The following is a 20,126-nucleotide window of genomic DNA, read 5'->3' as shown; positions in this document are numbered from 1 at the left end:
GGGTCAGACTTCAGCCCGATTAACAGCCATTGAACCCGCTTGCCACCGGACCATTGAGTGAAGAATTGCTTGTGCGGCATCAAAAACCATCAATTTTTATCATTCTATGAAGGTTTTTGTAGGGTTAGGAAAAATCGTCCTGATAAATCAAGGCAAATTTTTCGATCCAGGCTGTGCGCAGCTCACTCTCGAACGTGCTGCGCGGCCGCGTTGCTGACCGAGGAACCTATCATGATCCACCCTAGTGTTTTTATCGATCACCGCGTGGCCGCACGCGCCACCCTGACTGCCGGCCTGCCGTCGGCCGCCGAATGGCACCTGCTCGGCGATCGGCAGCGGTTCCAGTCCAGCACGGAAGTTCTGCGCCAGCCTGCCATCGGCTAAATCCGCCCTTCTTCTCAAGCGCCCACTCTGTTTACCGATGAATCAAAGAGTAATGGCCATGCCCACACAAAACCAAATCGCCGTCATCGATACCCAAGTCCAGGACTATCAGATCCTCGAACAAGCGTCCCGCGAGGCGGGGCTTGAGGTCATTTTGCTCAGTGGGCAGGGCGATGGGTGGGTCGAACTGGCCGCGGCGCTAGAAGGGCGCAGCGGTATCGAGGCCTTGCATGTCCTTTCCCACGGCAGCGCCGGGCACGTCCAGCTCAGCAGCGCCAGCCTGAATAACGACACCCTGGAAACCCATGTCGATGAACTGGCGGTGATTCGCCAGAGCCTGAGCGCAGACGGCGATATTCTGCTCTACGGCTGTAATGTCGGCGCCGGCGCGACGGGAGTGGATTTCATCGGCAGACTGGCCCAGATGACCGGGGCCGATGTGGCCGCCTCTGATGATGCCACCGGCGCAACGGATCTTGGGGGGGATTGGCTGCTGGAGGAAGTAACAGGTGTTGTAGATGCAAAGCCCCTGGAGGCCACAGCATTTTCCGAGGTACTGGCCGTACCGGTTGCTGGATTTGGTACTGCGATCAGTTTTGATGGCAGCAATGATTATGTCTCTATGTCTGATACCGGCTACAGCATTACATCGAGCCTGACGATGGAGGCCTGGATCAATCCGAGTAGTCTGACCGGTGTTCAACACATCATGGGTAAGTGGACCGCATTCGGGGGGTATGTGGATACCGACTATTCGTCAGATAATTATTTATTAGCCCTTTCTGGCGACAAGGTCGGCGTATGGCTCTCCGGTAACGGTTCAAGCGACGAAAAGAACTTCGCAAGTGTTTCATCGATTGCCCAAAATACCTGGACGCATGTCGCCTTGGTTTTCAATTCTGGAACTGCTCAAATATATATAAACGGAATTTTAGATCAAACATTTAATACAAATACGGGATCATCACCATTCAACTCTTTGGCTAAAAGCACTTTGGACTTTAGTTTAGGCGCAACAAGTTCTGGTGCTCAGTCTTTCTTTTTCAATGGGAGCATGGATGAGGTTCGTGTCTGGGACATTGCTTTAACTCAAACTCAAATTCAAGATAATTTTTATCGCACTCTTCTTGGCAATGAGACGAATTTAGTTGGCTATTGGAACATGGATGAAGGCTCCGGGACATCTATTGCTGATCGTTCCGTGAACGTTGGCACTGGAACCCTGAACAATGGCGTTAGCTTTTCTAGCAACACGTTATCTCTGGCGATTTCCACTCAAGAAGATTCAGCCGGGATTGCAGTGCGGACCTTTGGTGGTTCTGATGCGGATAACGATGGCAATACGCAGACGGATACTCTTCAGACAATTATCACCACACTACCAAGTTCTGGAAGTCTATTTCAAACGGCAGATGGAACGACGAAAGGGGCACAAATTACAGTCACTGGGACCGCTATCACAAATAGCGCTGGTAAGGTAATTTATGTGCCTGATTCTGACTTTAATGGTGCCGATTCAATCGCGTATCGTGTGAATGATGGTACTCAGGATTCATCAAATAGCGCCACACAAAGTATCAGTGTCACAGCTGTCAACGATAATCCTGTTTTGAGCGCAGTCACCCTGAATTTGAACGACACCGCCGCATACGACTCTTTTGCAATCCAGGAAGGTAGTTTCAGTGCAACGGACGTAGATGGGAGCAGTTTCACCTACAGTCTGGTTGATTCCACAACGGTTCCGACAGGTGCCGTGAACAACCAGGCATACAACTATGTTAAGAATGGAACCTATGGTGATTTGTATATCCAGACAGGTGGGAACTATGCGTTTGTTCCCAATGCTACCGCAATCAATGCATTAACAGCCAATACCAGTGAATCGTTTAATATCCGGGTCACCGACGCCCAGAGTGGGACGGACGAGAATACCTATACGGTCAATATCACCGCAGTCAACGATACGCCTACCATCACGACCTATGTATCCACCACGGATATCACAACCGGATTGCCTGAATCGGCATTCTCAGCCGACGGTACTTCCCCGACCTCGGAGGTTGTCAAATACGCTTTTGATGATTATACCAGCACCAAATACCTCAACTGGGGGCCTAACGGCTATCCAAACGTAGACGGTGCCGGCACCAGTGTCTTCATCGATGCAAGGGCCAATTATGTTGTGACCTCGTTAGGCCTGACAACGGCAAACGATGCAGAAAATCGAGATCCGACCAGTTATACCCTCTCTGGTTCGACTGACAATACCGACTTTACTCAGATTGCTACCGGGAGTCTCAACCCGCCGACAGGCAGGCAAACCGATTTCCCAATTGTTTCATTTACAAACAGTACAAGTTACCGCTACTACAAATTGACATTTGATTCCACCAGGACGAGCCCGTCTGAAGTCCAGGTCTCTGAAATACGGCTTGGCGGCGAGACCTCCAACATCATCATTTACACCGAAAACAGCACGGTCAATGCTCTGGAAAACGTTATCATCAGGGACAATGAAAACGGCAACCTGGCCTCGGCCACGGTAAGCATTACCTCTGATTATGAATCCGCTTACGACACCCTTTCGTTCACAAACAACGATGCGGATTTGTACGGCAACATCTCTGCCTCCTTTGACAGCGGAACCGGAGTACTGTCATTGAGCGGCGTCGCAACGGTCACGCAGTACCAGAACGCCCTGCGGGCCGTCACATATGCCTCATCCAGCGACAATCCCACCTCAAGCAGCACGACAAGAACACTCAGCTGGGTAGTCAACGACGGCGACGCCAACTCGGCGGTCGCAACCTCGACCATCACCATCGCTCCCGTCAACGATGCCCCGGTCATCACGTCGGGTAGCGACGATACGGCGTCGGTTAACGTCGCCGAAAACACCACCGTCGTCACCACCGTCACCGCCACGGATGCGGACAGCGACACGGTGACCTTCAGCCTCACCGGTGGTGCTGACCAGAACCTCTTCCAGATCGACGCCAACACCGGCGACCTGAGCTTCAAGAGCGCCCCGAATTTCGAAAACCCCCAGGATCAGGGCGACACCGCCGGCAACAACACCTACGTGGTCGAGGTGCAAGCCAGCGACGGCAAAGGCGGCACCGACACCCAGACCATCACCGTGACCGTCACCGACATCAATGAGGCGCCCACCGCAGTGGCGTTCACCAACTGCACCAGCAGCCTGGCGGAGGGCACCGACACCAGCGCCCGCATCCAAGTCGCCGACATCGCCATCACCGACGATGCGCCCGGCACCAACACCATCACCCTCACCGGCGATGACGCCACCAGCTTCGAGATCGACGGCACCGTCCTCTACCTCAAAGCCGGGGTGAGTCTCGACTTTGAGACCCAGGCCAGCTACGCGGTCACCGTCAACGTCCAGGACAACACCATTGACGGCAGCAGCGCGCTCAGCACCGACTTCAGCCTCACGGTCACGGACGCCAACGAAGCCCCCGAAATCACCTCAGGCGCCACCGGCAGCGTCGCCGAGAACGCCGATACCGCCACGGTCATCTATGACGCCGAGGCCAGCGACCCCGACAGCGGACAAACCCTGACTCACAGCCTCTCCGGCACCGATGCCGACTCGCTCAATATCGACGCCAGCTCCGGCGAAGTCACCCTCAAAGACAGCGCCAACTATGAGACCAAAGCCAGCTACAGCTTCAACGTCATCGCCACCGACGATGGCGCCGGCACGCTGAGCGACACCCAAGCGGTTACCGTCAGCGTCACCGACGTCAATGAAGCCCCGACCGCGGTTGCTCTGACCAACACCACCCCAACACTCGCCGAGAGCGCCGACACCAGCGACCGCGTCAAAGTCGCCGACATCGCCATCACCGACGACGCGCACCGCACCAACACCATCACCCTCAGCGGCGATGACGCCGACAGCTTTGAGGTTGAGGGCGGGGTGCTCTACCTCAAAGCCGGCGTAAGCCTCGACTACGAGAGCAAAGCCAGCTACGCCGTCACCGTCAACGTCCAGGACAACACCATTGACGGCAGCAGCGCGGTGACCACCGACTTCAGCCTCACGGTCAGCGACGTCAACGAGGCGCCTGAGATCACCAGCAACGGCGGCGGCGAGGATGCCGCGGTCGACGTCACCGAGAACACCACCACCGTCACCACCGTCACCGCCACGGATGCGGACAGCGACACGGTGACCTTCATCCTCACCGGTGGTGCCGACCAAGACCTTTACCAGATCGATGAGAACACCGGCGCGCTCAGCTTCAAGACCGCGCCAAACTTCGAGAACCCTCAGGACCAGGGCGACACCGCCGGCAACAACACCTTTGTGGTCGAGGTTCAGGCCAGCGACGGCAAGGGGGGGACTGACACCCAGACCATCACGGTCAGCGTCACCGACGTCAACGATGCCCCCACCGGCACGGTCAGCATCACCGGCACCGCCACCCAAGGCGAGACCCTAACGGCGGATACCAGCACGCTCGCCGATGCCGATGGCCTGGGCGCCTTCAGCTATGTCTGGAAGGCCGATGACGCAATCATCACTGGCGCCACCGCCAGCAGCTACACCCTGACCCAAGCCGAGGTCGGCAAGGCGATCACCGTCGAGGTCAGCTACACCGACCAGCAAGGCACCGCCGAAGGCCCGATCGCGAGCACCGCGACCGATCCAGTCGCCAACGTCAACGATGCTCCGACAGGCACGGTCAGCATCACCGGCACTGCCACCCAGGGCGAGACCCTCACCGCCGATACCAGCACGCTCGCCGATGCCGATGGCCTGGGCAGCTTCAGCTACGCCTGGAAGGCCGATGACGCAATCATCACCGGTGCCACCGCCAACAGCTACACCCTGACCCAAGCCGAGGTCGGCAAGGCCATCACCCTGGAGGTCAGCTACACCGACGGCCAAGGCACCGCCGAAGGTCCGATCGCAAGCACCGCCACCGATCCGGTCACCAACGTCAACGACGCCCCCGAGATCACCTCTGATGGGGGCGGCGATACCGCAACGCTCAGCCTGGCCGAGAACAACCTCAGCGTCAATCAAGTCACAGCCGCTGATCGCGATGGCGACACACTGAGCTTCGCGATTACCGGTGGTGCTGATCAAGCCGGTTTTAGGATCGATGCCAACAGCGGCGTGCTAACCTTCCTGAGCGCACCAGACTTCGAGAACCCGAGCGACAGTGATCGCGATAACCGCTATGAGGTCGCGGTTCAAGCCAGCGATGGCCAAGGTGGTAGCGACATCCAGACCATCAGTGTCACTCTGACCGATGTTGATGAGCCTGCTCCAGAGCCCGAACCAGAACCAGAACCAGAACCAGAGCCAGAGCCAGAACCAGAGCCAGAGCCAGAGCCAGAACCAGAACCAGAGCCAGAACCAGAGCCCGAACCAGAGCCCGAACCAGAGCCCGAAGCAGAGCCCGAACCAGAGCCCGTCCTGCCAGCCCCTGAGGATTGGGAAACACTACCAGACGACGACGGTGACGGTGTTCCGGAGGTCGTCGAAGACTTCGTCCCACCGCTAGTCGAGGGCGGCGCCACCGGTGACGGTAACGGCGACGGCATCGCTGATCGCGAGCAGACCGATGTCGCCTCGGTTCCCATCCGCGAGACCGACCAGATCTCGGCCAACCCTGATGCACCCACGGTGTTCATGACCCTGGTCGCAGGCGCGTCTGCCGATGAGGGCAATGGAACCGCGCCGGTGCCAACCGGTGGCATCGCCATTCGCGCTGTCACCCAAATCGACGCCCCGTGGATCGCCCTGCCGATCTCGCCATGCCGCTCGGCCTGATCGGCTTCGACGCCGAGATCAGCAATGGCGACGACGCGGTGCCTTTCAGTCTTCTGATCGACGGCAACCTTGAAGTCAATGGCTTCTGGAAGCAGACCAGCACTGGCGACTGGGTGAATCTGGCCAGCCCAGAGTTTGGGGGGCAAGTGATCAGTGTCGGCAACATGACACGGCTTGATTTTGTCATCGAAGACAACGGTCCTTTCGACACCAACCCGGCCGACGGGGCGATCACCGACCCCGGGGCCCCCGGCTATCGTGACCTGCGCGAGCCACCAATGGTGGACTGTCCCTATCGGCCATTTCAACCGGACAGCGATGCCGATGGGGTGCCCGATGCATTGGAAGTCACGCTCGGACTCGACCCGGCGCTGAAAGACAACGATGTAGTCAATAACAACCTGCTGTTTGTCCAGCAGCTTTACCGCGATCTGCTCTGGCGCGAAGGCGAGGACGCTGGGCTTAATTATTGGACCGACCAGCTCCAAGTCGGGGCGAGCCACGCAGAGGTGGTCGCGGCCTTTGTCGAGGCGCCGGAATATCAAACCATGGCGGGCCTGATTGGGCGCTATTACGAGGGCGTGCTGGGGCGCGCGCCCGATGCCTGTGGGCTGGACTACTGGGTTGCCCAGTCTCAAGCTGGCGTTGCGATGGAGCAGATCGCCAATGCCTTCCTGCAGTCATCCGAGCTCCTCGATCAGCACGGTCCGCTGACCAGTGCGGAGCGGGTTGAGACCCTGTTCGGCGCGATGCTGGAGCGCGCCCCGAGCGAGCAGGAACGCACCACCTGGACCCAAGCCCTGGAGACAGGTAGCTCGGCGGGCGCGTTGCTGCTGGAACTGGCGCAACAGCCCGAGTACTTGGCGCTCCGGGAAGACAGGTTGCTGCTCAACAGTCTCTATCTCTCAATCTTGGATCGTGCCCCGGATGACGCCGGTGTGGCCTGGTGGGAGAGCCAACTTGCCCAGAGCAATGATGAACTGGGGACGATTGCTGGCTTCATGACCAGCAGCGAGTATCAGGAGCGGTTCTTGCCGACAGCATTCGACGCCCAAGCCAGCGGGCTTGATGACAGCGCCCTTGTGGGCCTAGTTGGGCAGGCGGCACCTGCCGAGCCGGGCGCGCAACTGCTGGGATAAACAGCCAGCATCAGACCCGGCCTGGGTTGGGCCGGGGGAAAAGACTATTGATTGCTATAGAAGGGCCAGGCTCGTAGCCGAAACGATAGCCGTTGTACCAGGTGCGCATGGTGTCCAGCATGCGCGCCGACCAGTCGCGGTCACACCCTCGCTCGGCGGCAAGCTGATCCAGCACGGCGGCGATTTCCGCCTCGCTAAAGCCGACCAGATAAACACAGTTCGCATCAAGACTGACATCCTTGGAGACCTTGTAACCGCTGGAAACATACGCCAGCACCACGGGCGATACGCCTGTGATGAACAGCCGATCAATGCCGGCTCCCGAGGCCAGGGATTTGACCGCCTTGAACACCGTCTTCAGCAACCCTTCGCCCGAAACCAAGGCATCGTAGTCCGCCCGCCGCCCGTGCATCAGCTCATTGGCAAAGTTGTCGTATTCATCAATCAGCAGATACAAGTCATGTCCTCGGGCGTGTGCGGCGCTGACGGCGGCACGCAAGGCCACAAGACCGTCGCTCGGATGGGCTTGTAGGTCGTCACCAAGCCAGTCGGCATAGCGGACCCCGAAATCCGCCACCTGGGCGTCGAGGTGGTTGTGCAAGGCTTGGCGAATCTAATGTGATCCGGCATTTGTGCGAGAAAATCCGCCGTCTCAATGCGCGACAGGGCACGGAAGCAATTTGAGTCCGTCCACGGTGACGGCTATCGCCTGCTGCTGCAGATCAAAACCCTTTTCCCATGCCCGTCAGCCGAATCTCAATTCTGCTGCCCCTATTGGCCATGTCGCCACTGATCGGCACCACGCCGGTTCCCCTGCTAGATAGCGACGAGCCCGCCACGCGCTGGATTCATCCGTACTTCCAAATTCATGTCGGCCTCGCCGACGAGATGTCGCTCGCCGAGATCCAACAGCTCCCTGACAGCCCCTTCCGACCCATGGCCACGGTGCGAATCAGAAACGCCTCGTTGAAAGCCGCCTATTGGTATCGCTGGTCGTTTTCCGGAGGCTACAATGCAGGGCGAGCGCTTATAAAAGTTAAAAAATAGATTAACTTGCAGTAGTCTATGAGAAAACAATTACAGGACATGCACTCCCTTGCATGCACTCCCTTGCATGCACTCCCTAGCATGCACTCCCTAGCATGCACTCATGGAAAAGCAGGGAATCGTCACCTAGACCACCGACTGGGAACGGCAACGCGGTCTGCTCAATGCCGTCGGACATGAATATCCCGACCCAAGAACGATTGTCGATCTGCTCAATGGAATCCATGCGGAGACGGCACCCGTTCTGAGATTTGATTTTGCAATCTTAATTTGTTGTACTGCACCAATCGATTGGGAATCAGAATCTAATGGGGCCAACACCGTATAACGAAATTCGGTCCTTTGACCCGACGCACTAGAGACACAAGAATAAAAGAACTCGGCCCCTCGCCCAGTCTTTTTTTGTGTCAAAGCCACAAGCGCCCGGGATTGCTGTCAGACACCCCCGATGCGCTCTGCAACTGATCGCTACTGACTGAGTGACATCTATCCATGACTAACGATACCAATGTGACCTGGCACGAACATCGTGTCTCCCGCGACGACCGCGAGCGCATCAACGGCCATCGCGGCTGTGTGATCTGGTTTACCGGTTTAAGCGGTTCTGGCAAGAGCACGCTTGCGAACATCCTCGACCACATGCTTTGTGAACGTGGCGTCCGGACCGCCGTGCTCGATGGGGATAATGTGCGCCATGCACTCAATGCCGGCCCCGGTATGCTGCGCGAGACCCATGGGGAGGCTTTTGCCGAGCGCTTTGGCCTGGGCTTCACGGCAATTGATCGGGAAGAGAACATCCGTCGTATTGGTGCCGTGGCACAACTTTTTTGCGAGACTGGGGTGATCGCATTGACCGCCTTCATCAGCCCCTATCGTCTCGACCGCCAGCGCGTACGAGACACCATGCGCGAGGGTGACTTTATTGAGGTGTTCGTCGATACCCCGCTCGAAATCTGCGAGGAGCGCGATCCCAAAGGCTTGTATAAAAAGGCCCGCGCTGGAGAAATCAAACATTTCACCGGCATTGACGATCCCTATGAGGCCCCGGAGGCAGCAGAACTGGTGTTGCACGCGGATGGTGAACGCCCGCCCGAGGCGCTGGCCGTCGAGGTGATCGAGTATCTTATCAGTCGCGGCATTCTGCCGGCCAACAGGCCAGCCACCGCGCACTAATGGCTCCAGCATTCCTGGCCAGAACAGGCCTGCCTGAACCAATCTGCCTGGCAGCCTTGGCACCGCGTTGCATGACCGCTGGAGCACTAACTGTCAGATCTGTACGAGCGCACAAATGAGCGCTACAGGGTAGGTCGGGCTAAGCGAAGCGCGCCCGACTTTTCGAAGCTAAGTTGTATCGCTTATTTTTGAACCCTCGCTATTATCTTGGCAACAGCCAGCAATTCCATATTTCGGTTTCCAACGGCTGATTGTTGGCTCTGTCATCAGTTGGCGCGTCATGAAGCGGCTGGAAGCCGCTTCTACACAAGATGAAACACCAAAATTTTGAATCGCTGGGCTTGCTTGCGCCAGCTTGACAGCATGAGCGCGACGCGATAGCGTTCTAGTGGTGTTTTTTACTGAAAACACAATATCCCATGCCGAATTGCGTTAATATAGCCAGTCCTACAATCCTAAGCCTAATGAATTAGCAGAGGTCAGTCATGAGCGATCAACCAAAGACCCGCCCCCAGGTTCCAGACGGCCATAGCCGCTTTGTTTTGACCCGGCAAAAACAAGCTAACGATAAGGGCTATGTTGGATACGATGTGATTTGGGACAAGTTCCAGAAGGAAGTCCCTTATCAGACGCCCAAACGCCCCTAGCCAAAAGAACCCAATGAGCGATCCATACTAGCGTCCTTGGTTAGACACAACCAATGTAATGTAGGCGCGTATCTGAGCACATGCAGCCGCGTGAGCCCCAAACCTAGGCTGACGCGGCTGCAAAGGTCTTGAGCATGAAGCTGAGATTAGACAGTAAGCAATTCGACGAACTACAGCGGATTTTTACCGCGGAGATCGTTGAACGGATCAAAATGAAGCTTCAAGAAGCCAAGCTTCAAGAAACAGGATTTGACCAAGCGCGAATCGAAGACCTGACGGCCGAAATCGCGCTGAGCATCACTGGCATCATTGATGATCTGGCAGGAATTGAAATCGAGGGCCTAGAGGTTCACCCTTACCTGACATTTCGCGCATCTTCTGCCACTGAGAATGATGCGGAAGATGACGAACTCATCCATTGCGGAGAGAATGCCTATACCTATGAGCAGGTCTATGGCGCGATGCGGAAGCTATTCCATCCTTAACCCTTAGCTCAGCTTAAGAATTAACCACTTTTTTTGTCGCGGCTGAAGCCATTACCTTCTGCTGACTCCGGGACAGCCCCCTTTATCGAATCCCCTGCCTCTAATCCTGGGCAAGGTGATACAGTTTCTTGTGCGGAATCACGCCGCGCACGCCGCCTTTGGGATTTTCGACATCGCCTTTGTAGCGCGGGATCACATGGATGTGCAGATGATGAATGGATTGCCCAGCCCAGTGGCCGACGTTAATGCCGATGTTATAGCCATCCGGGTGGTAGGCTTCCTCGACCATCTCCTTGCCGCGTTTAACCAAGCCCCAAAGATCGACCAACTCGGCATCATTGATGTCGAAATAGCTGGCGAAATGGCGATAGGGAATGACCAGAAAGTGGCCTGGACTGGCGGGAAAGCGATCATAAGCGGCAAAACCCTGCGTGCTCTCGATCATCAGCTGACGGCCGGGTTTTGACACACAAAAGCGGCATTCTTCTTTGGTGACTGGAGCAGGGTTGTTATCAGACATCGCGCGAAACTTGGGTATGGGTCATGATCATTGAAAGGAATACACCACTGCGGCGCTCCAATTGAAGGATAGGCAATTGGGCAAATACATCGCCCCCTAGGTGCAAGCACTATCCAGCGCTGCCTCTGGTCAGATTGGTCTTGTTTCGGCCCCACCAAGATTGGGTCCCTGTTCGAGCTTGCCGCCGGCGAGAATTTCTTCCTCGGTGGCATCACGCACCTTCAGCACTTCCAACTCGAAGACCACCTGCCGGCCGCAGAGCGGATGATTGCCATCAATGGTGAGCGTTTTGTCATCCATTCGGGTGACGAGAAAACTCTTGGTCTCACCCTTGGCGTTCTCCATGACAATGCGGGTGCCAAGTTCGCGATACTCCTCGGGAACGTTCTCGATCAAGTCGGTAACGACTAGGGACTCGTCGCGCGAGCCATAAAGATCCGTGCAATCAATGGGTACCGACAGCGTCTCTCCCGCTTGCTTCCCTTCCAGTTCCGCCATCACCCGAGCATCCAAGACGGTATTGGTGCCGTGCACATAGCCAAGCGGAAAATCCACGGTCGTCAGCACATCGCCGGTTTTTTGATCGAGGACGCGATAGGTTAGCTCGACAAACTTATTGTCCTGAATGACTGAATTCATGGTCTCCTTTTGGGCCGGATTGCCTGAAGTCGAAGTCTAAATCAAGGGCGATCAGAAAATCGAGGCGGCAAAAATCCGGACTTCGCCTTTCTCAAAGCCAAGGACCATGCGCCCGAGCCATTCGCCTTCCCGCGTCTTGCTGCGCACGCGATAAAGCGCGGTCACATGTTCACCACGGCGGATGAGTCCGAGAAAGTCGCGTTCCTCGACCAGATTACGGGATAACTCGCTGTGTGCGAACTGTTTGCCCATTTCGACTTCATTCAGTCCAAGCAGCAGGTCATAGGAGAATTTTCTGATGAACTTACCGTATGCGCCCTGGTTGGAATACTTAATCAAGTCATCCCACATGGGATGGGCAATCGCGAGGATCTCTTCGTCCGTTAGATCGATAATATTCATGTCATATCCTCGTCAATCGCCGGCGCTCCGCCATGATGTTTTCATCGTTGCGAGTGGAAAAATGAAGGCACAGAAAAAAAGATCAACTGGACGCGTCGATCTTGCTTTCTCGTGCATCCACGATGAAATTTTGCTTATTGTCGATATTGAGCAGAGCGGGACGGCGGGGCGAATGAATTCGCCCCGCCCAGCCCCCTAGGCCTCAACCAGATGGTAGCAAGGCGCCTTTTCCATGGTGTATTCGCCGGTTTCTGGATCACGACGCGAGACGGTCAGTACATGCCAGTTCTCGTCGTCCACCTTCATGACATCGCCACGGTAATAGTAGCCAGGCCAGCGGGTCTCCTTGCGGAACAGGGTGTGCTGCATGACCGCCTCGGAGGTGAGATGGCGATGCTTCAACTCCCAGGCGCGCAGGAGTTCATGGATATTCTCCGCGGCAATCTTCTCGAGATCTTCCTCGAAGATCTTCATCTTCTTGAGACCGATATTCAGCAACTTCTCGTTGGTCATGTAGCTGACAGTCACACCACCGCAATACTCGTCCATCAACTTTTGCAGGCGATCCAGGCCTTGGCGCGGGTTGATGTAGTTGGGGTTGACCGAACCGGCGGTGATCTCGTTGCGATAGACCCGATAATGCTCCATCGGCTTGTAGATCTCGGCGCGACGGCGCTCGATTTGCTCATCAGTTACGCGAATGCCCTCGGCCTTGCCATCGTCGATGTACTTGCAGGCCGCCTTGGCCGCCAACCGCCCTTCGGTGAAGGAACCGGACGAGAAGGCGTGCGGGGTGCCACCAGCGGCATCACCAGCACCGAACAACCCCTCGACCGTGGTCATACGGTTGTAACCCCAGAAATACTCGGGTGGCGAGATGTCCTCGGGACCCGAGCACCAGGCACCGCAGCCGGTGGCGTGCGAGCCCATGACATAAGGCTCGGAGGTGGTCAACTCGGGGTTTTCATTCTTCGGATCCACGTCGGTGGCGGCCCAGAGCACGGCCTGGCCGACGGTCATGCCGAGGAAGTTGTGCCAGCCGATTTCCTCCAGATGCGGATCCTGGAAGGCCTCCATGGTGATCATGTGAATCGGGCCGCGCCCGGCGTTGACCTCGTTGATCAGCGCATGGTTGCGCAGACAGGTCGGGATGGGTCTATGGGTGCGGTGGGAGGCCTCGGGGTCGAGGTATTCCTTGCCGACCATTTCCTGCAGTTGCGGCCACCAGTTGGACTCATACTCCTCGCCGTTGCAATTCTGGGTGTAGGTCTTCAGATGCAGGAAGTAGGCACCGACCGGACCATAGCCGTCCTTGAAGCGCGCCAGCACGATGCGGTTTTCCATCTGGGTCATCTTGGCGCCGGCACCAATCAACAGGCCGTAAGCGGAGCCGGAGGACCAGGGTGCGTACCAGACGCGACCGGCACCCTCGCCGACCGAACGCGGCTTGTAGATGTTCGAGGCTCCACCGGCGGCCACGATCACGGCCTTGGACTTAAACACATGATAATTGCCGGTGCGCACATTGAAGCCGACAGCGCCAGCGACTCGGTTCGGCTTGCTCTCATCCATCAGCAAATGAGTGACACAGATGCGGTTGAAGACCTTGTCCGCGGACTTCTTGGCCGCCTCGGCGACGATCGGCTTGTAGGACTCGCCGTGAATCATGATCTGCCAGCGCCCTTCGCGCTGATAGGCACCAGTCTTGGGGTTGCGCATCAGCGGCAGGCCCCATTCCTCGAATTGATGCACGGTGGAATCCACATGGCGGGCCATGTCGAACAGCAGATCCTCGCGCACCATGCCCATGAGGTCGATGCGCGCGTAACGCACATGATCTTCCGGGTTGTTCTCGCCAAAGCGGGTGCCCATGTAACAGTTGATGGCGTAGAGGCCCTGCGCCACGGCGCCTGAACGGTCAATGTTCGCTTTTTCTGCAATGACGATTTTTTTATCCTTGCCCCAGTAACGCGCCTCGAAGGCCGCGCCCGTACCGCCCAGGCCGGCGCCGGCGACCAGGATGTCGATGCCATCTTCGATGATTGTCTTGAAAGCCATCAGTAGTACACCCCTTCTTTCAGTTTAAGGCCATTGGACTCAAGCGTGTGCAGACCACCATCATCCAGCCGAATGTACTTGGGCTCGTTGTACAGGTGCTGGCTATCGCGCATTTCTTGACTAGGCTCGGCTTCGTCGGCGAGTTGCGGGATCGCTTGGCCCCAGGGCTTGGTTGTGATGGGCGCGAGCAGCGTCATGTCTTTCTCGCCATTGCGGAAAATGATCCGCCAGGCAATCACGCCTTTCTCCTCGTCGCGCTGCACCCGCACTGAATGGCCGAGCGGAGCAAAGTCAGCGTAGCCGCGCACGTCAATCGCATTGTGCGGACAGGCCTTGACGCAGGAATAACATTCCCAGCACATGTTGGGTTCTATGTTATAGGCACGACGGACAACGGAGTCCATGTGCATGATGTCTGACGGACAGATATCAACGCACTGGCCGCAACCATCGCAGCGGGTCATGTAAACAAAAGTTGGCATCTTCTAATCCTCTTCGTGACCTGATTCAGTGAACCAGATTCAGTGAACCCGATTGAGCAAACCCGATTGAGTCAATAAGTCTCAGTAATGGCTCGGCGCTTCACGCTTGATTCCCAAGCCCATATAAGCGGGCTTCTCGCCCATGTACTCAGGAATATCCGGAAAGCGCTCCTTGACGACCGGGTCGGTCAACTCGGGCACTTCAGGCAGCTTATCGAGGGAACCATCGGCCTTAGCCACTTTCTTCTGGAAGGCGGCGGCGGGCTTGAAGAACATGTGCGCGAACTTTGACCAGAGGACAGTGCTAAAGAGCGTGGTCGCGGCCGCGATAAAGACGAAGAAGGCGAAGCCACCCAGCACGCCCAGACCCAGCAGCGACCAAATCAGGGCAAAGCCGGCCATCAGCAGCAAGGAGACGATGAAAATGTCGGACTGATGCACCTCATACCACTCGTGGCCCTCGGAGCGCACGTCGGCACGGATTTTGAACCAGAACCAGTACCCGCCGACACAGATGGAGGCAGCGCCCGCATGCCATAGTAGGGAGGTCAGGAACCAAGACTGCCCCTCGGCGGCCGGCAGGCTGAAAATCATCGAGGCCGTTGTCAGCACGAAGACGATGAAGCCGTACATCATCAGCAGGTGCGATTTACGCCGGTCAGGATTCTCGAACTCGCCCGAGGACAACACCTCATGCTTGATGGTGCTGATGGCGATGGTCAGCTTCTCGGCACTGCTGACCTCGCGCTTAGCCAGCTTTTTCAGCGACTTGCCTTTCTCGAAGAAGTAGAGCGCGCTCTTTTTGTGCCAGATATCGAGCAGGGTACCACCGATGACAAGCAAGACCATGAGGACGACATAGGCCTTCATCGCGCCAGGCGGGATGATCGTCGAGAGCTCGACGAAGGGATTACTAGTGATCATTGTTTGAGGGTCTCCGTTAGCTGCAGGTTGCCGCAGCTTTATTTTATTACGAATTAACGAAATGCCTATCGACCGAGATCAACTAAACTGCTTGTAAAGGGGCTTACAAGAGCCAATCCTGGTCATTTAAGCGACTGCTTTCAGCCCGGCGACGGGTTTCAGCCAAGCGATTGATAGTAGTCCATCAGGATTTTCGCCACTTCGGGCCGAGAGAACTCCGGCGGCGGCGCCTCGCCTTGGCCGAGCATCTCGCGCACTCGGGTGCCGGACAGCAAAATGAAGTCCTCCTTGCCATGGTCCGGGGCATCTCGCATCATCACCACGCGATTGAGTTTTTTGGAATAAGCGGTGTGATCGGCGCGGAAAATCTCGATATCGAGCGCGCCGGCGGGAACTTCGTCGTCGAAGATGCTCTGGGCATCGAAGGGACCGTAATAGTCCCCCACCCCGGCATGATCGCGTCCAATAATGAAATCGGTCGCACCCATGTTCTGGCGAAAATAGGCATGCAGCACCGCCTCGCGCGGGCCGGCGTAGAGCATGTCGAAGCCGTAGCCGGTGATCATCACGGTGTTGGGCGGAAAGTACAGCTCCGCCATCTTGCGGATGGAGGCATCGCGCACCGGCGCCGGGATGTCACCCGGCTTGAGCTTGCCGAGCAACATGTGAATCACCACGCCGTCGGCCTTGACCGCGTCCATGGCCATTTTGCACAACTCCTCATGGGCGCGATGCATGGGATTGCGGGTCTGGAAGGCGACCACTTTGCTCCAGCCATGTTCCTGGATCTCGTTACGGATCTCGACCGCCGTGCGGAAGGTATCGGGGAAGTCGGTCTGGAAGTAGGAGAAGTTCAGCACCTGAATCGCGCCTGACACCGCCAGCCGACCCTGGGTGTTAAAGGTCTTGACCCCCGGATGCTCGGGATCGGCGGTGCGATAGACCTTGTCGGTCATCAGCGCCATCTGGGCATCGGAGACCTCTTCGATCGCGGCAACCTCCATGACCGCCAGCACCGGATGACCCTCGACATTGGGGTCGCGCAGCGCGATGCGCTCGGCCCCGGCGATGGCATCGGTGGACTCCAGCAGGCACAGGATAGGCACCGGGAAGAAACGCCCGTCGGTCATGGTCATGGACTCTGCGACGCTCAAGGCATCGGCCAGATTCATGAAGCCCTCCAGCGGGCTGAAGTAGCCGGCACCGAGCATCACCGCATTGCCGGCGGTCTGGGAACTGACAATTACCGAGGGCAGCGACTCAGCTTCATGGGCAAGGCGATGGTGTTCATCAGGGTCATAAACAAAACGGGGGTTGAGTTCGTCGGAGCCGATGGGTTTGATCATGCATGGCCTCCCGGGGCAATGAGGTGGGAAACGCCAACCGGACAGCGCGCGCTCGCGAACGCGCAAAAAACGCTGGGTCAGCGCTGTTTGGAACTAATTCCGCCCAAGGCCTGTGCGCAAGGCCAAGCCCGGGCAACCCCGAAACATACCAGAAAACCTGGCTCGGCAGTGACAGGAATTTCCACCGCCTCGGTTGCGCTGGAACTGAAAACTGGAGCGCGCCATCAGGCGGGCATAACCAAGGGAAATTGAGTCAATCGTTTTGGCAACAGTCTGCCGAGCCCGCAGAAAACGAAAAGCCCCAGGTCCGAAACGGCGACTCGCCGCCCGGATCGGGGCTTCTCACAGACTCGGATTCGCGGTCACCCCGCGCCCGAAACCTTATGCAGTCGCGCTATGAGGTTGCTCAAAGAAGCGATAGGCCAGACCGGCCAAGGCGGCGCCAAGGAGAGGCGCCACCCAGAACAGCCATAACTGCGCCAAGGCCTTTCCTTCACCGGAAAGCGCCAGCACCAGCGCCGGCCCAGTGCTGCGCGCCGGATTCACCGAGGTGTTTGTGACGGGAATAGAGATCAGATGAATGAGCGTCAGCGTCAGACCAATCGCCAAACCACCCGCCACGGCCGTACCACGCTTATCGGTCACACCCAGGATGATGAACAGGAACATGAAGGTCATGACCACCTCGGTGATCAGACCAGCCATGAGACTGTAACCGCCAGGCGATAACTCACCGTACCCATTCACCGCCAGGCTATTGGCGCCAAGCGAAAACCCGTCGGTACCAGTCGCGATCACCAGCAACAAAGCGGCCGCCAGAATCGCTCCCAGCGTCTGCGAAACGATATAAGCCGGCGTCTCCGCGAAGCCGAAGCGCCCACCAACCGCGAGCCCCAATGTCACGGCAGGATTGAGATGACAGCCAGAAATGTGGCCAATAGCATAGGCCATGGTCAGCACGGTCAACCCAAAGGCCAAGGAGACACCCAAGAGTCCAATGCCAATGTCGTTCGTACCGGCCATGAAGACCGCGGCCAGCGCCGCGCTCCCGCAGCCGCCAAGCACAAGCCAGAAAGTACCGACCAACTCAGCAACAGATCGTTTCATTAGAGACATCGACAGCACTCCCAGTCATTAAGTAATTAGGGTGAGGTAACAATGTCCACCACCCTTGAGACGGCGGACGCTGGATGATACCTTGCGCCGCGACAAGCTTCTACTGTTAGTGCCGAATCATAAACAGATCTGAATCAAAGTCCTCATGGTCCCCTGCCATAATGGAAGTCGCACACCACTGGAGCTCCATCAGAATAGGTGGTGACATGTAAGTGGCGGCGTGGTGTCGGGCAGAACCGCAAGGCTGAGAAAATCTTGACCGTGACGGTCGCGCAGCCACGACAGATCGACGTACACCCGATCAACCAAGCCGCTCTTGGCCTCACCTTGGATTACAAACATGGGCCATCGGCAAGCGGATCACATAGTAGGCAAGCAGCTACAGCCACAACTCCTTCACTAACATCTCCTGGGTTTTGCAACGCCGCCATGCCATGCCGAGGCTGATCTTTAAAGAATTGGAACCTTCAGAACCTTCAGAACCTTTCTGATCATAGCCATTAAGACTGGCGCGTCAACGGGTTAAGCTCGGCACCAGGCTCAAGCATCATGTCTGTTTGCCCTCCGCCTTCTATGATTCTTTGTTCACAAGATTCTTTGTTCTCAAGGTTCTTTGTTCTCAGGCATCACCCGGTTGGTCGGATGGCTGTACAGAGATAATGCTTGAAAATCAGGCAGAAATTAGGACAGACTCTTTAACAGAGTCCCAGTTATACTTAGTTGACCCTGAGCAAAATGCCGCAAACAGGCTTTGATCACCGGCACCGACGGCTTGATCGGCAGCATCGCCCCGCGGTCTTGGTGCGCGCGGCCGATGCAAATGGCCAGTTAACGTGAATTCACGAAAACCGATGGATCGTACAAGTTACGCCAGAATAATATCCAGAAAGTGTGAACCCTCAAAAATTCCTTCGGGAATATGACAGGGGGGTTCCGGACCAGACTCTGAGGTATCTTTAGCAGTGATGCAATCACTCCCTTGGTGAGGTGTCTCGATCAGGCCTAGCCCCGTGCGCTGACGGTTTTGTCTGTAGCCGGATTTTCCAGAAAAAGTTGTCGGGAAATCTCAGTGTCTGTCTCTGTATAACACTGTTTGCCAGGGTGTTTTTAGCGGCTATTCCAGGTGGTCTGTATCAGGTATGCCATTGCATTGGTGCTGATGCATCGGCGCTGAATCATCTCGAGTACTTTGAAATCCGCCGCGAATAAAACACCATTAATCATCAACCAACACTCTGGAAGTCGCATGTATCAAAACCAATGGCAATCATTTTTCACAAGCCTCCCCTATTCAAGTTCGCTTGTTCACGAGTGGAGTCAGATCGATCATTCTGGCGATATCCATTGGAGTGCATATGAGCAGGCACTCGTTACATATCTAGCATCCCGTGACGAAAGCCTATCACTAGCAAAGCGTTATGCGTGTTTGACAGAAAGCATGAAGAGCTTTGTCGCACTGCGAGAGCAGAATGATCGACATATCGCCACAAGCTTCTCACTCATACGCATCCATCTTGAAGAAGGAGCACCGCAAGCTGCGCGTGCCGAGATTGAGAGCGCTGTGCATTTGATGCCTTGGCTCGCTCAGTCACTCCCCAGGGACTTAAGAATCAGAGTGAACCGTCCATTCCTGGCGCCCACTGCAAGCTGCGAAAGTCGTCTTATCGAAGATGATCTCGGCAATTGGCTACAGTGGGCAATCGTTAAATCAATTGAAGAGATTGATCGGATGGCGTCACATCATGGCGGCACATCATGATAAATATTCGCAACCACACCGGCAGCCGTTCATTGCCATCCTTGATACAAAGGTAATTGATTTGCAGCAGATATCGACAGGGCTCATACCTTAAGGGATGACAGTCAGGTTAATGCCAGGCACGAGACCCATGTGCAACTGCCCGACAGCAGTGGCTTCTTGCGCGATTTCTTCGCCATATCAAGAGAGACCTTGG

At 56.5% G+C, this 20,126-nt stretch carries 18 protein-coding genes; 8 read left to right on the top strand and 10 right to left on the bottom strand.

Annotated features, from left to right (window positions below; translation table 11 throughout):
* Window positions 1-231 precede the first annotated feature (231 nt).
* The 3 genes from Thiowin_RS02170 to Thiowin_RS02160 are packed head-to-tail and all read left to right on the top strand — an operon-like array spanning window position 232 to window position 7,332.
* On the top strand, window positions 232-384 hold the full coding sequence (locus Thiowin_RS02170; protein WP_328986111.1) for a hypothetical protein: 153 nt from the start codon (window positions 232-234) through the stop codon (window positions 382-384).
* A gap of 58 nt (window positions 385-442) precedes the next feature.
* Window positions 443-6,193 carry a DUF4347 domain-containing protein gene (locus tag Thiowin_RS02165; protein ID WP_328986110.1) on the top strand — a complete coding sequence of 1,917 codons (5,751 nt, stop codon included), beginning with the start codon at window positions 443-445 and terminating at the stop codon, window positions 6,191-6,193.
* Window positions 6,154-7,332: a DUF4214 domain-containing protein gene (locus Thiowin_RS02160; RefSeq protein ID WP_328986109.1), complete on the top strand. Its 1,179-nt coding sequence runs from the start codon at window positions 6,154-6,156 to the stop codon at window positions 7,330-7,332. The genes Thiowin_RS02165 and Thiowin_RS02160 overlap by 40 nt, the downstream gene beginning before the upstream one ends.
* A gap of 10 nt (window positions 7,333-7,342) precedes the next feature.
* Here Thiowin_RS02160 and Thiowin_RS02155 read toward each other — a convergent pair whose 3' ends face one another.
* Entirely contained in the window at window positions 7,343-7,933 is a 591-nt protein-coding gene (locus Thiowin_RS02155) for an AAA family ATPase (protein WP_328986108.1), read from the bottom strand.
* A 179-nt stretch (window positions 7,934-8,112) separates the two neighbouring features.
* Here Thiowin_RS02155 and Thiowin_RS02150 point away from each other — a divergent pair, with 179 nt between their 5' ends.
* From Thiowin_RS02150 to Thiowin_RS02135, 4 genes are all read left to right on the top strand, one after another.
* Window positions 8,113-8,379: a hypothetical protein gene (locus Thiowin_RS02150; RefSeq protein WP_328986107.1), complete on the top strand. Its 267-nt coding sequence runs from the start codon at window positions 8,113-8,115 to the stop codon at window positions 8,377-8,379.
* 492 nt (window positions 8,380-8,871) lie between these two features.
* Complete coding sequence (gene cysC, locus Thiowin_RS02145; protein ID WP_328986106.1) at window positions 8,872-9,552, top strand: adenylyl-sulfate kinase; 681 nt, start codon at window positions 8,872-8,874, stop codon at window positions 9,550-9,552.
* 485 nt (window positions 9,553-10,037) lie between these two features.
* Window positions 10,038-10,199 carry a hypothetical protein gene (locus tag Thiowin_RS02140; protein WP_328986105.1) on the top strand — a complete coding sequence of 54 codons (162 nt, stop codon included), beginning with the start codon at window positions 10,038-10,040 and terminating at the stop codon, window positions 10,197-10,199.
* 134 nt (window positions 10,200-10,333) lie between these two features.
* A complete protein-coding gene (locus Thiowin_RS02135; RefSeq protein WP_328988184.1) occupies window positions 10,334-10,684 on the top strand; it encodes a hypothetical protein in 351 nt (116 codons plus the stop codon).
* 100 nt (window positions 10,685-10,784) lie between these two features.
* On the opposite strand, the gene Thiowin_RS02130 is transcribed toward Thiowin_RS02135, so the two are convergent.
* From Thiowin_RS02130 to Thiowin_RS02090, 9 genes are all read right to left on the bottom strand, one after another.
* Window positions 10,785-11,129: an HIT family protein gene (locus tag Thiowin_RS02130; RefSeq protein ID WP_408034150.1), complete on the bottom strand. Its 345-nt coding sequence runs from the start codon at window positions 11,127-11,129 to the stop codon at window positions 10,785-10,787.
* Between the two features lie 204 nt (window positions 11,130-11,333).
* On the bottom strand, window positions 11,334-11,843 hold the full coding sequence (locus Thiowin_RS02125) for an FKBP-type peptidyl-prolyl cis-trans isomerase (protein WP_328986103.1): 510 nt from the start codon (window positions 11,841-11,843) through the stop codon (window positions 11,334-11,336).
* 51 nt (window positions 11,844-11,894) lie between these two features.
* On the bottom strand, window positions 11,895-12,245 hold the full coding sequence (locus tag Thiowin_RS02120; protein WP_328986102.1) for a hypothetical protein: 351 nt from the start codon (window positions 12,243-12,245) through the stop codon (window positions 11,895-11,897).
* A 195-nt stretch (window positions 12,246-12,440) separates the two neighbouring features.
* A complete protein-coding gene (gene aprA / locus Thiowin_RS02115; protein ID WP_328986101.1) occupies window positions 12,441-14,303 on the bottom strand; it encodes an adenylyl-sulfate reductase subunit alpha in 1,863 nt (620 codons plus the stop codon).
* Window positions 14,303-14,785, bottom strand: a complete 483-nt coding sequence (gene aprB, locus Thiowin_RS02110) for an adenylyl-sulfate reductase subunit beta (RefSeq protein ID WP_328986100.1) — start codon at window positions 14,783-14,785, stop codon at window positions 14,303-14,305. The genes aprA and aprB overlap by 1 nt, the downstream gene beginning before the upstream one ends.
* Before the next feature lie 81 nt (window positions 14,786-14,866).
* Window positions 14,867-15,709, bottom strand: coding sequence for an adenylyl-sulfate reductase (locus tag Thiowin_RS02105; RefSeq protein ID WP_328986099.1), 843 nt, complete (start codon window positions 15,707-15,709; stop codon window positions 14,867-14,869).
* A 158-nt stretch (window positions 15,710-15,867) separates the two neighbouring features.
* Window positions 15,868-17,055 (bottom strand): sulfate adenylyltransferase, encoded by a 1,188-nt coding sequence (gene sat / locus Thiowin_RS02100; protein ID WP_328986098.1) that lies wholly within the window; start codon window positions 17,053-17,055, stop codon window positions 15,868-15,870.
* Between the two features lie 381 nt (window positions 17,056-17,436).
* The gene (gene aqpZ / locus Thiowin_RS02095) at window positions 17,437-18,162 is read right to left on the bottom strand and encodes an aquaporin Z (protein WP_328986097.1); all 726 of its coding nucleotides are present in this window, start codon (window positions 18,160-18,162) and stop codon (window positions 17,437-17,439) included.
* Between the two features lie 198 nt (window positions 18,163-18,360).
* Entirely contained in the window at window positions 18,361-18,513 is a 153-nt protein-coding gene (locus Thiowin_RS02090; RefSeq protein WP_328986096.1) for a hypothetical protein, read from the bottom strand.
* A gap of 904 nt (window positions 18,514-19,417) precedes the next feature.
* Between Thiowin_RS02090 and Thiowin_RS02085 the strand changes: the two genes are divergently transcribed.
* The gene (locus Thiowin_RS02085) at window positions 19,418-19,930 is read left to right on the top strand and encodes a hypothetical protein (protein ID WP_328986095.1); all 513 of its coding nucleotides are present in this window, start codon (window positions 19,418-19,420) and stop codon (window positions 19,928-19,930) included.
* The last annotated feature ends 196 nt before the right edge of the window (window positions 19,931-20,126 follow it).

The sequence above is a fragment of the Thiorhodovibrio winogradskyi genome, from assembly GCF_036208045.1.
Classification (GTDB): domain Bacteria; phylum Pseudomonadota; class Gammaproteobacteria; order Chromatiales; family Chromatiaceae; genus Thiorhodovibrio; species Thiorhodovibrio winogradskyi.
This window is presented reverse-complemented; position numbering and strand designations above follow the sequence as displayed.

Excerpts from the sequence above, each read along its gene's own strand:
- Thiowin_RS02170 (WP_328986111.1), top strand. The coding sequence starts at position 232 with ATGATCCACCCTAGTGTTTTTATCGATCACCGCGTGGCCGCACGCGCC.
- Thiowin_RS02165 (WP_328986110.1), top strand. The coding sequence starts at position 443 with ATGCCCACACAAAACCAAATCGCCGTCATCGATACCCAAGTCCAGGAC.
- Thiowin_RS02150 (WP_328986107.1), top strand. The coding sequence starts at position 8,113 with ATGTCGCCACTGATCGGCACCACGCCGGTTCCCCTGCTAGATAGCGAC.
- cysC (WP_328986106.1), top strand. The coding sequence starts at position 8,872 with ATGACTAACGATACCAATGTGACCTGGCACGAACATCGTGTCTCCCGC.
- Thiowin_RS02140 (WP_328986105.1), top strand. The coding sequence starts at position 10,038 with ATGAGCGATCAACCAAAGACCCGCCCCCAGGTTCCAGACGGCCATAGC.
- Thiowin_RS02135 (WP_328988184.1), top strand. The coding sequence starts at position 10,334 with ATGAAGCTGAGATTAGACAGTAAGCAATTCGACGAACTACAGCGGATT.
- Thiowin_RS02130 (WP_408034150.1), bottom strand. The coding sequence starts at position 11,129 with ATGATCGAGAGCACGCAGGGTTTTGCCGCTTATGATCGCTTTCCCGCC.
- Thiowin_RS02125 (WP_328986103.1), bottom strand. The coding sequence starts at position 11,843 with ATGAATTCAGTCATTCAGGACAATAAGTTTGTCGAGCTAACCTATCGC.
- Thiowin_RS02120 (WP_328986102.1), bottom strand. The coding sequence starts at position 12,245 with ATGAATATTATCGATCTAACGGACGAAGAGATCCTCGCGATTGCCCAT.
- aprA (WP_328986101.1), bottom strand. The coding sequence starts at position 14,303 with ATGGCTTTCAAGACAATCATCGAAGATGGCATCGACATCCTGGTCGCC.
- aprB (WP_328986100.1), bottom strand. The coding sequence starts at position 14,785 with ATGCCAACTTTTGTTTACATGACCCGCTGCGATGGTTGCGGCCAGTGC.
- Thiowin_RS02105 (WP_328986099.1), bottom strand. The coding sequence starts at position 15,709 with ATGATCACTAGTAATCCCTTCGTCGAGCTCTCGACGATCATCCCGCCT.
- sat (WP_328986098.1), bottom strand. The coding sequence starts at position 17,055 with ATGATCAAACCCATCGGCTCCGACGAACTCAACCCCCGTTTTGTTTAT.
- aqpZ (WP_328986097.1), bottom strand. The coding sequence starts at position 18,162 with ATGAAACGATCTGTTGCTGAGTTGGTCGGTACTTTCTGGCTTGTGCTT.
- Thiowin_RS02090 (WP_328986096.1), bottom strand. The coding sequence starts at position 18,513 with ATGTTTGTAATCCAAGGTGAGGCCAAGAGCGGCTTGGTTGATCGGGTG.
- Thiowin_RS02085 (WP_328986095.1), top strand. The coding sequence starts at position 19,418 with ATGTATCAAAACCAATGGCAATCATTTTTCACAAGCCTCCCCTATTCA.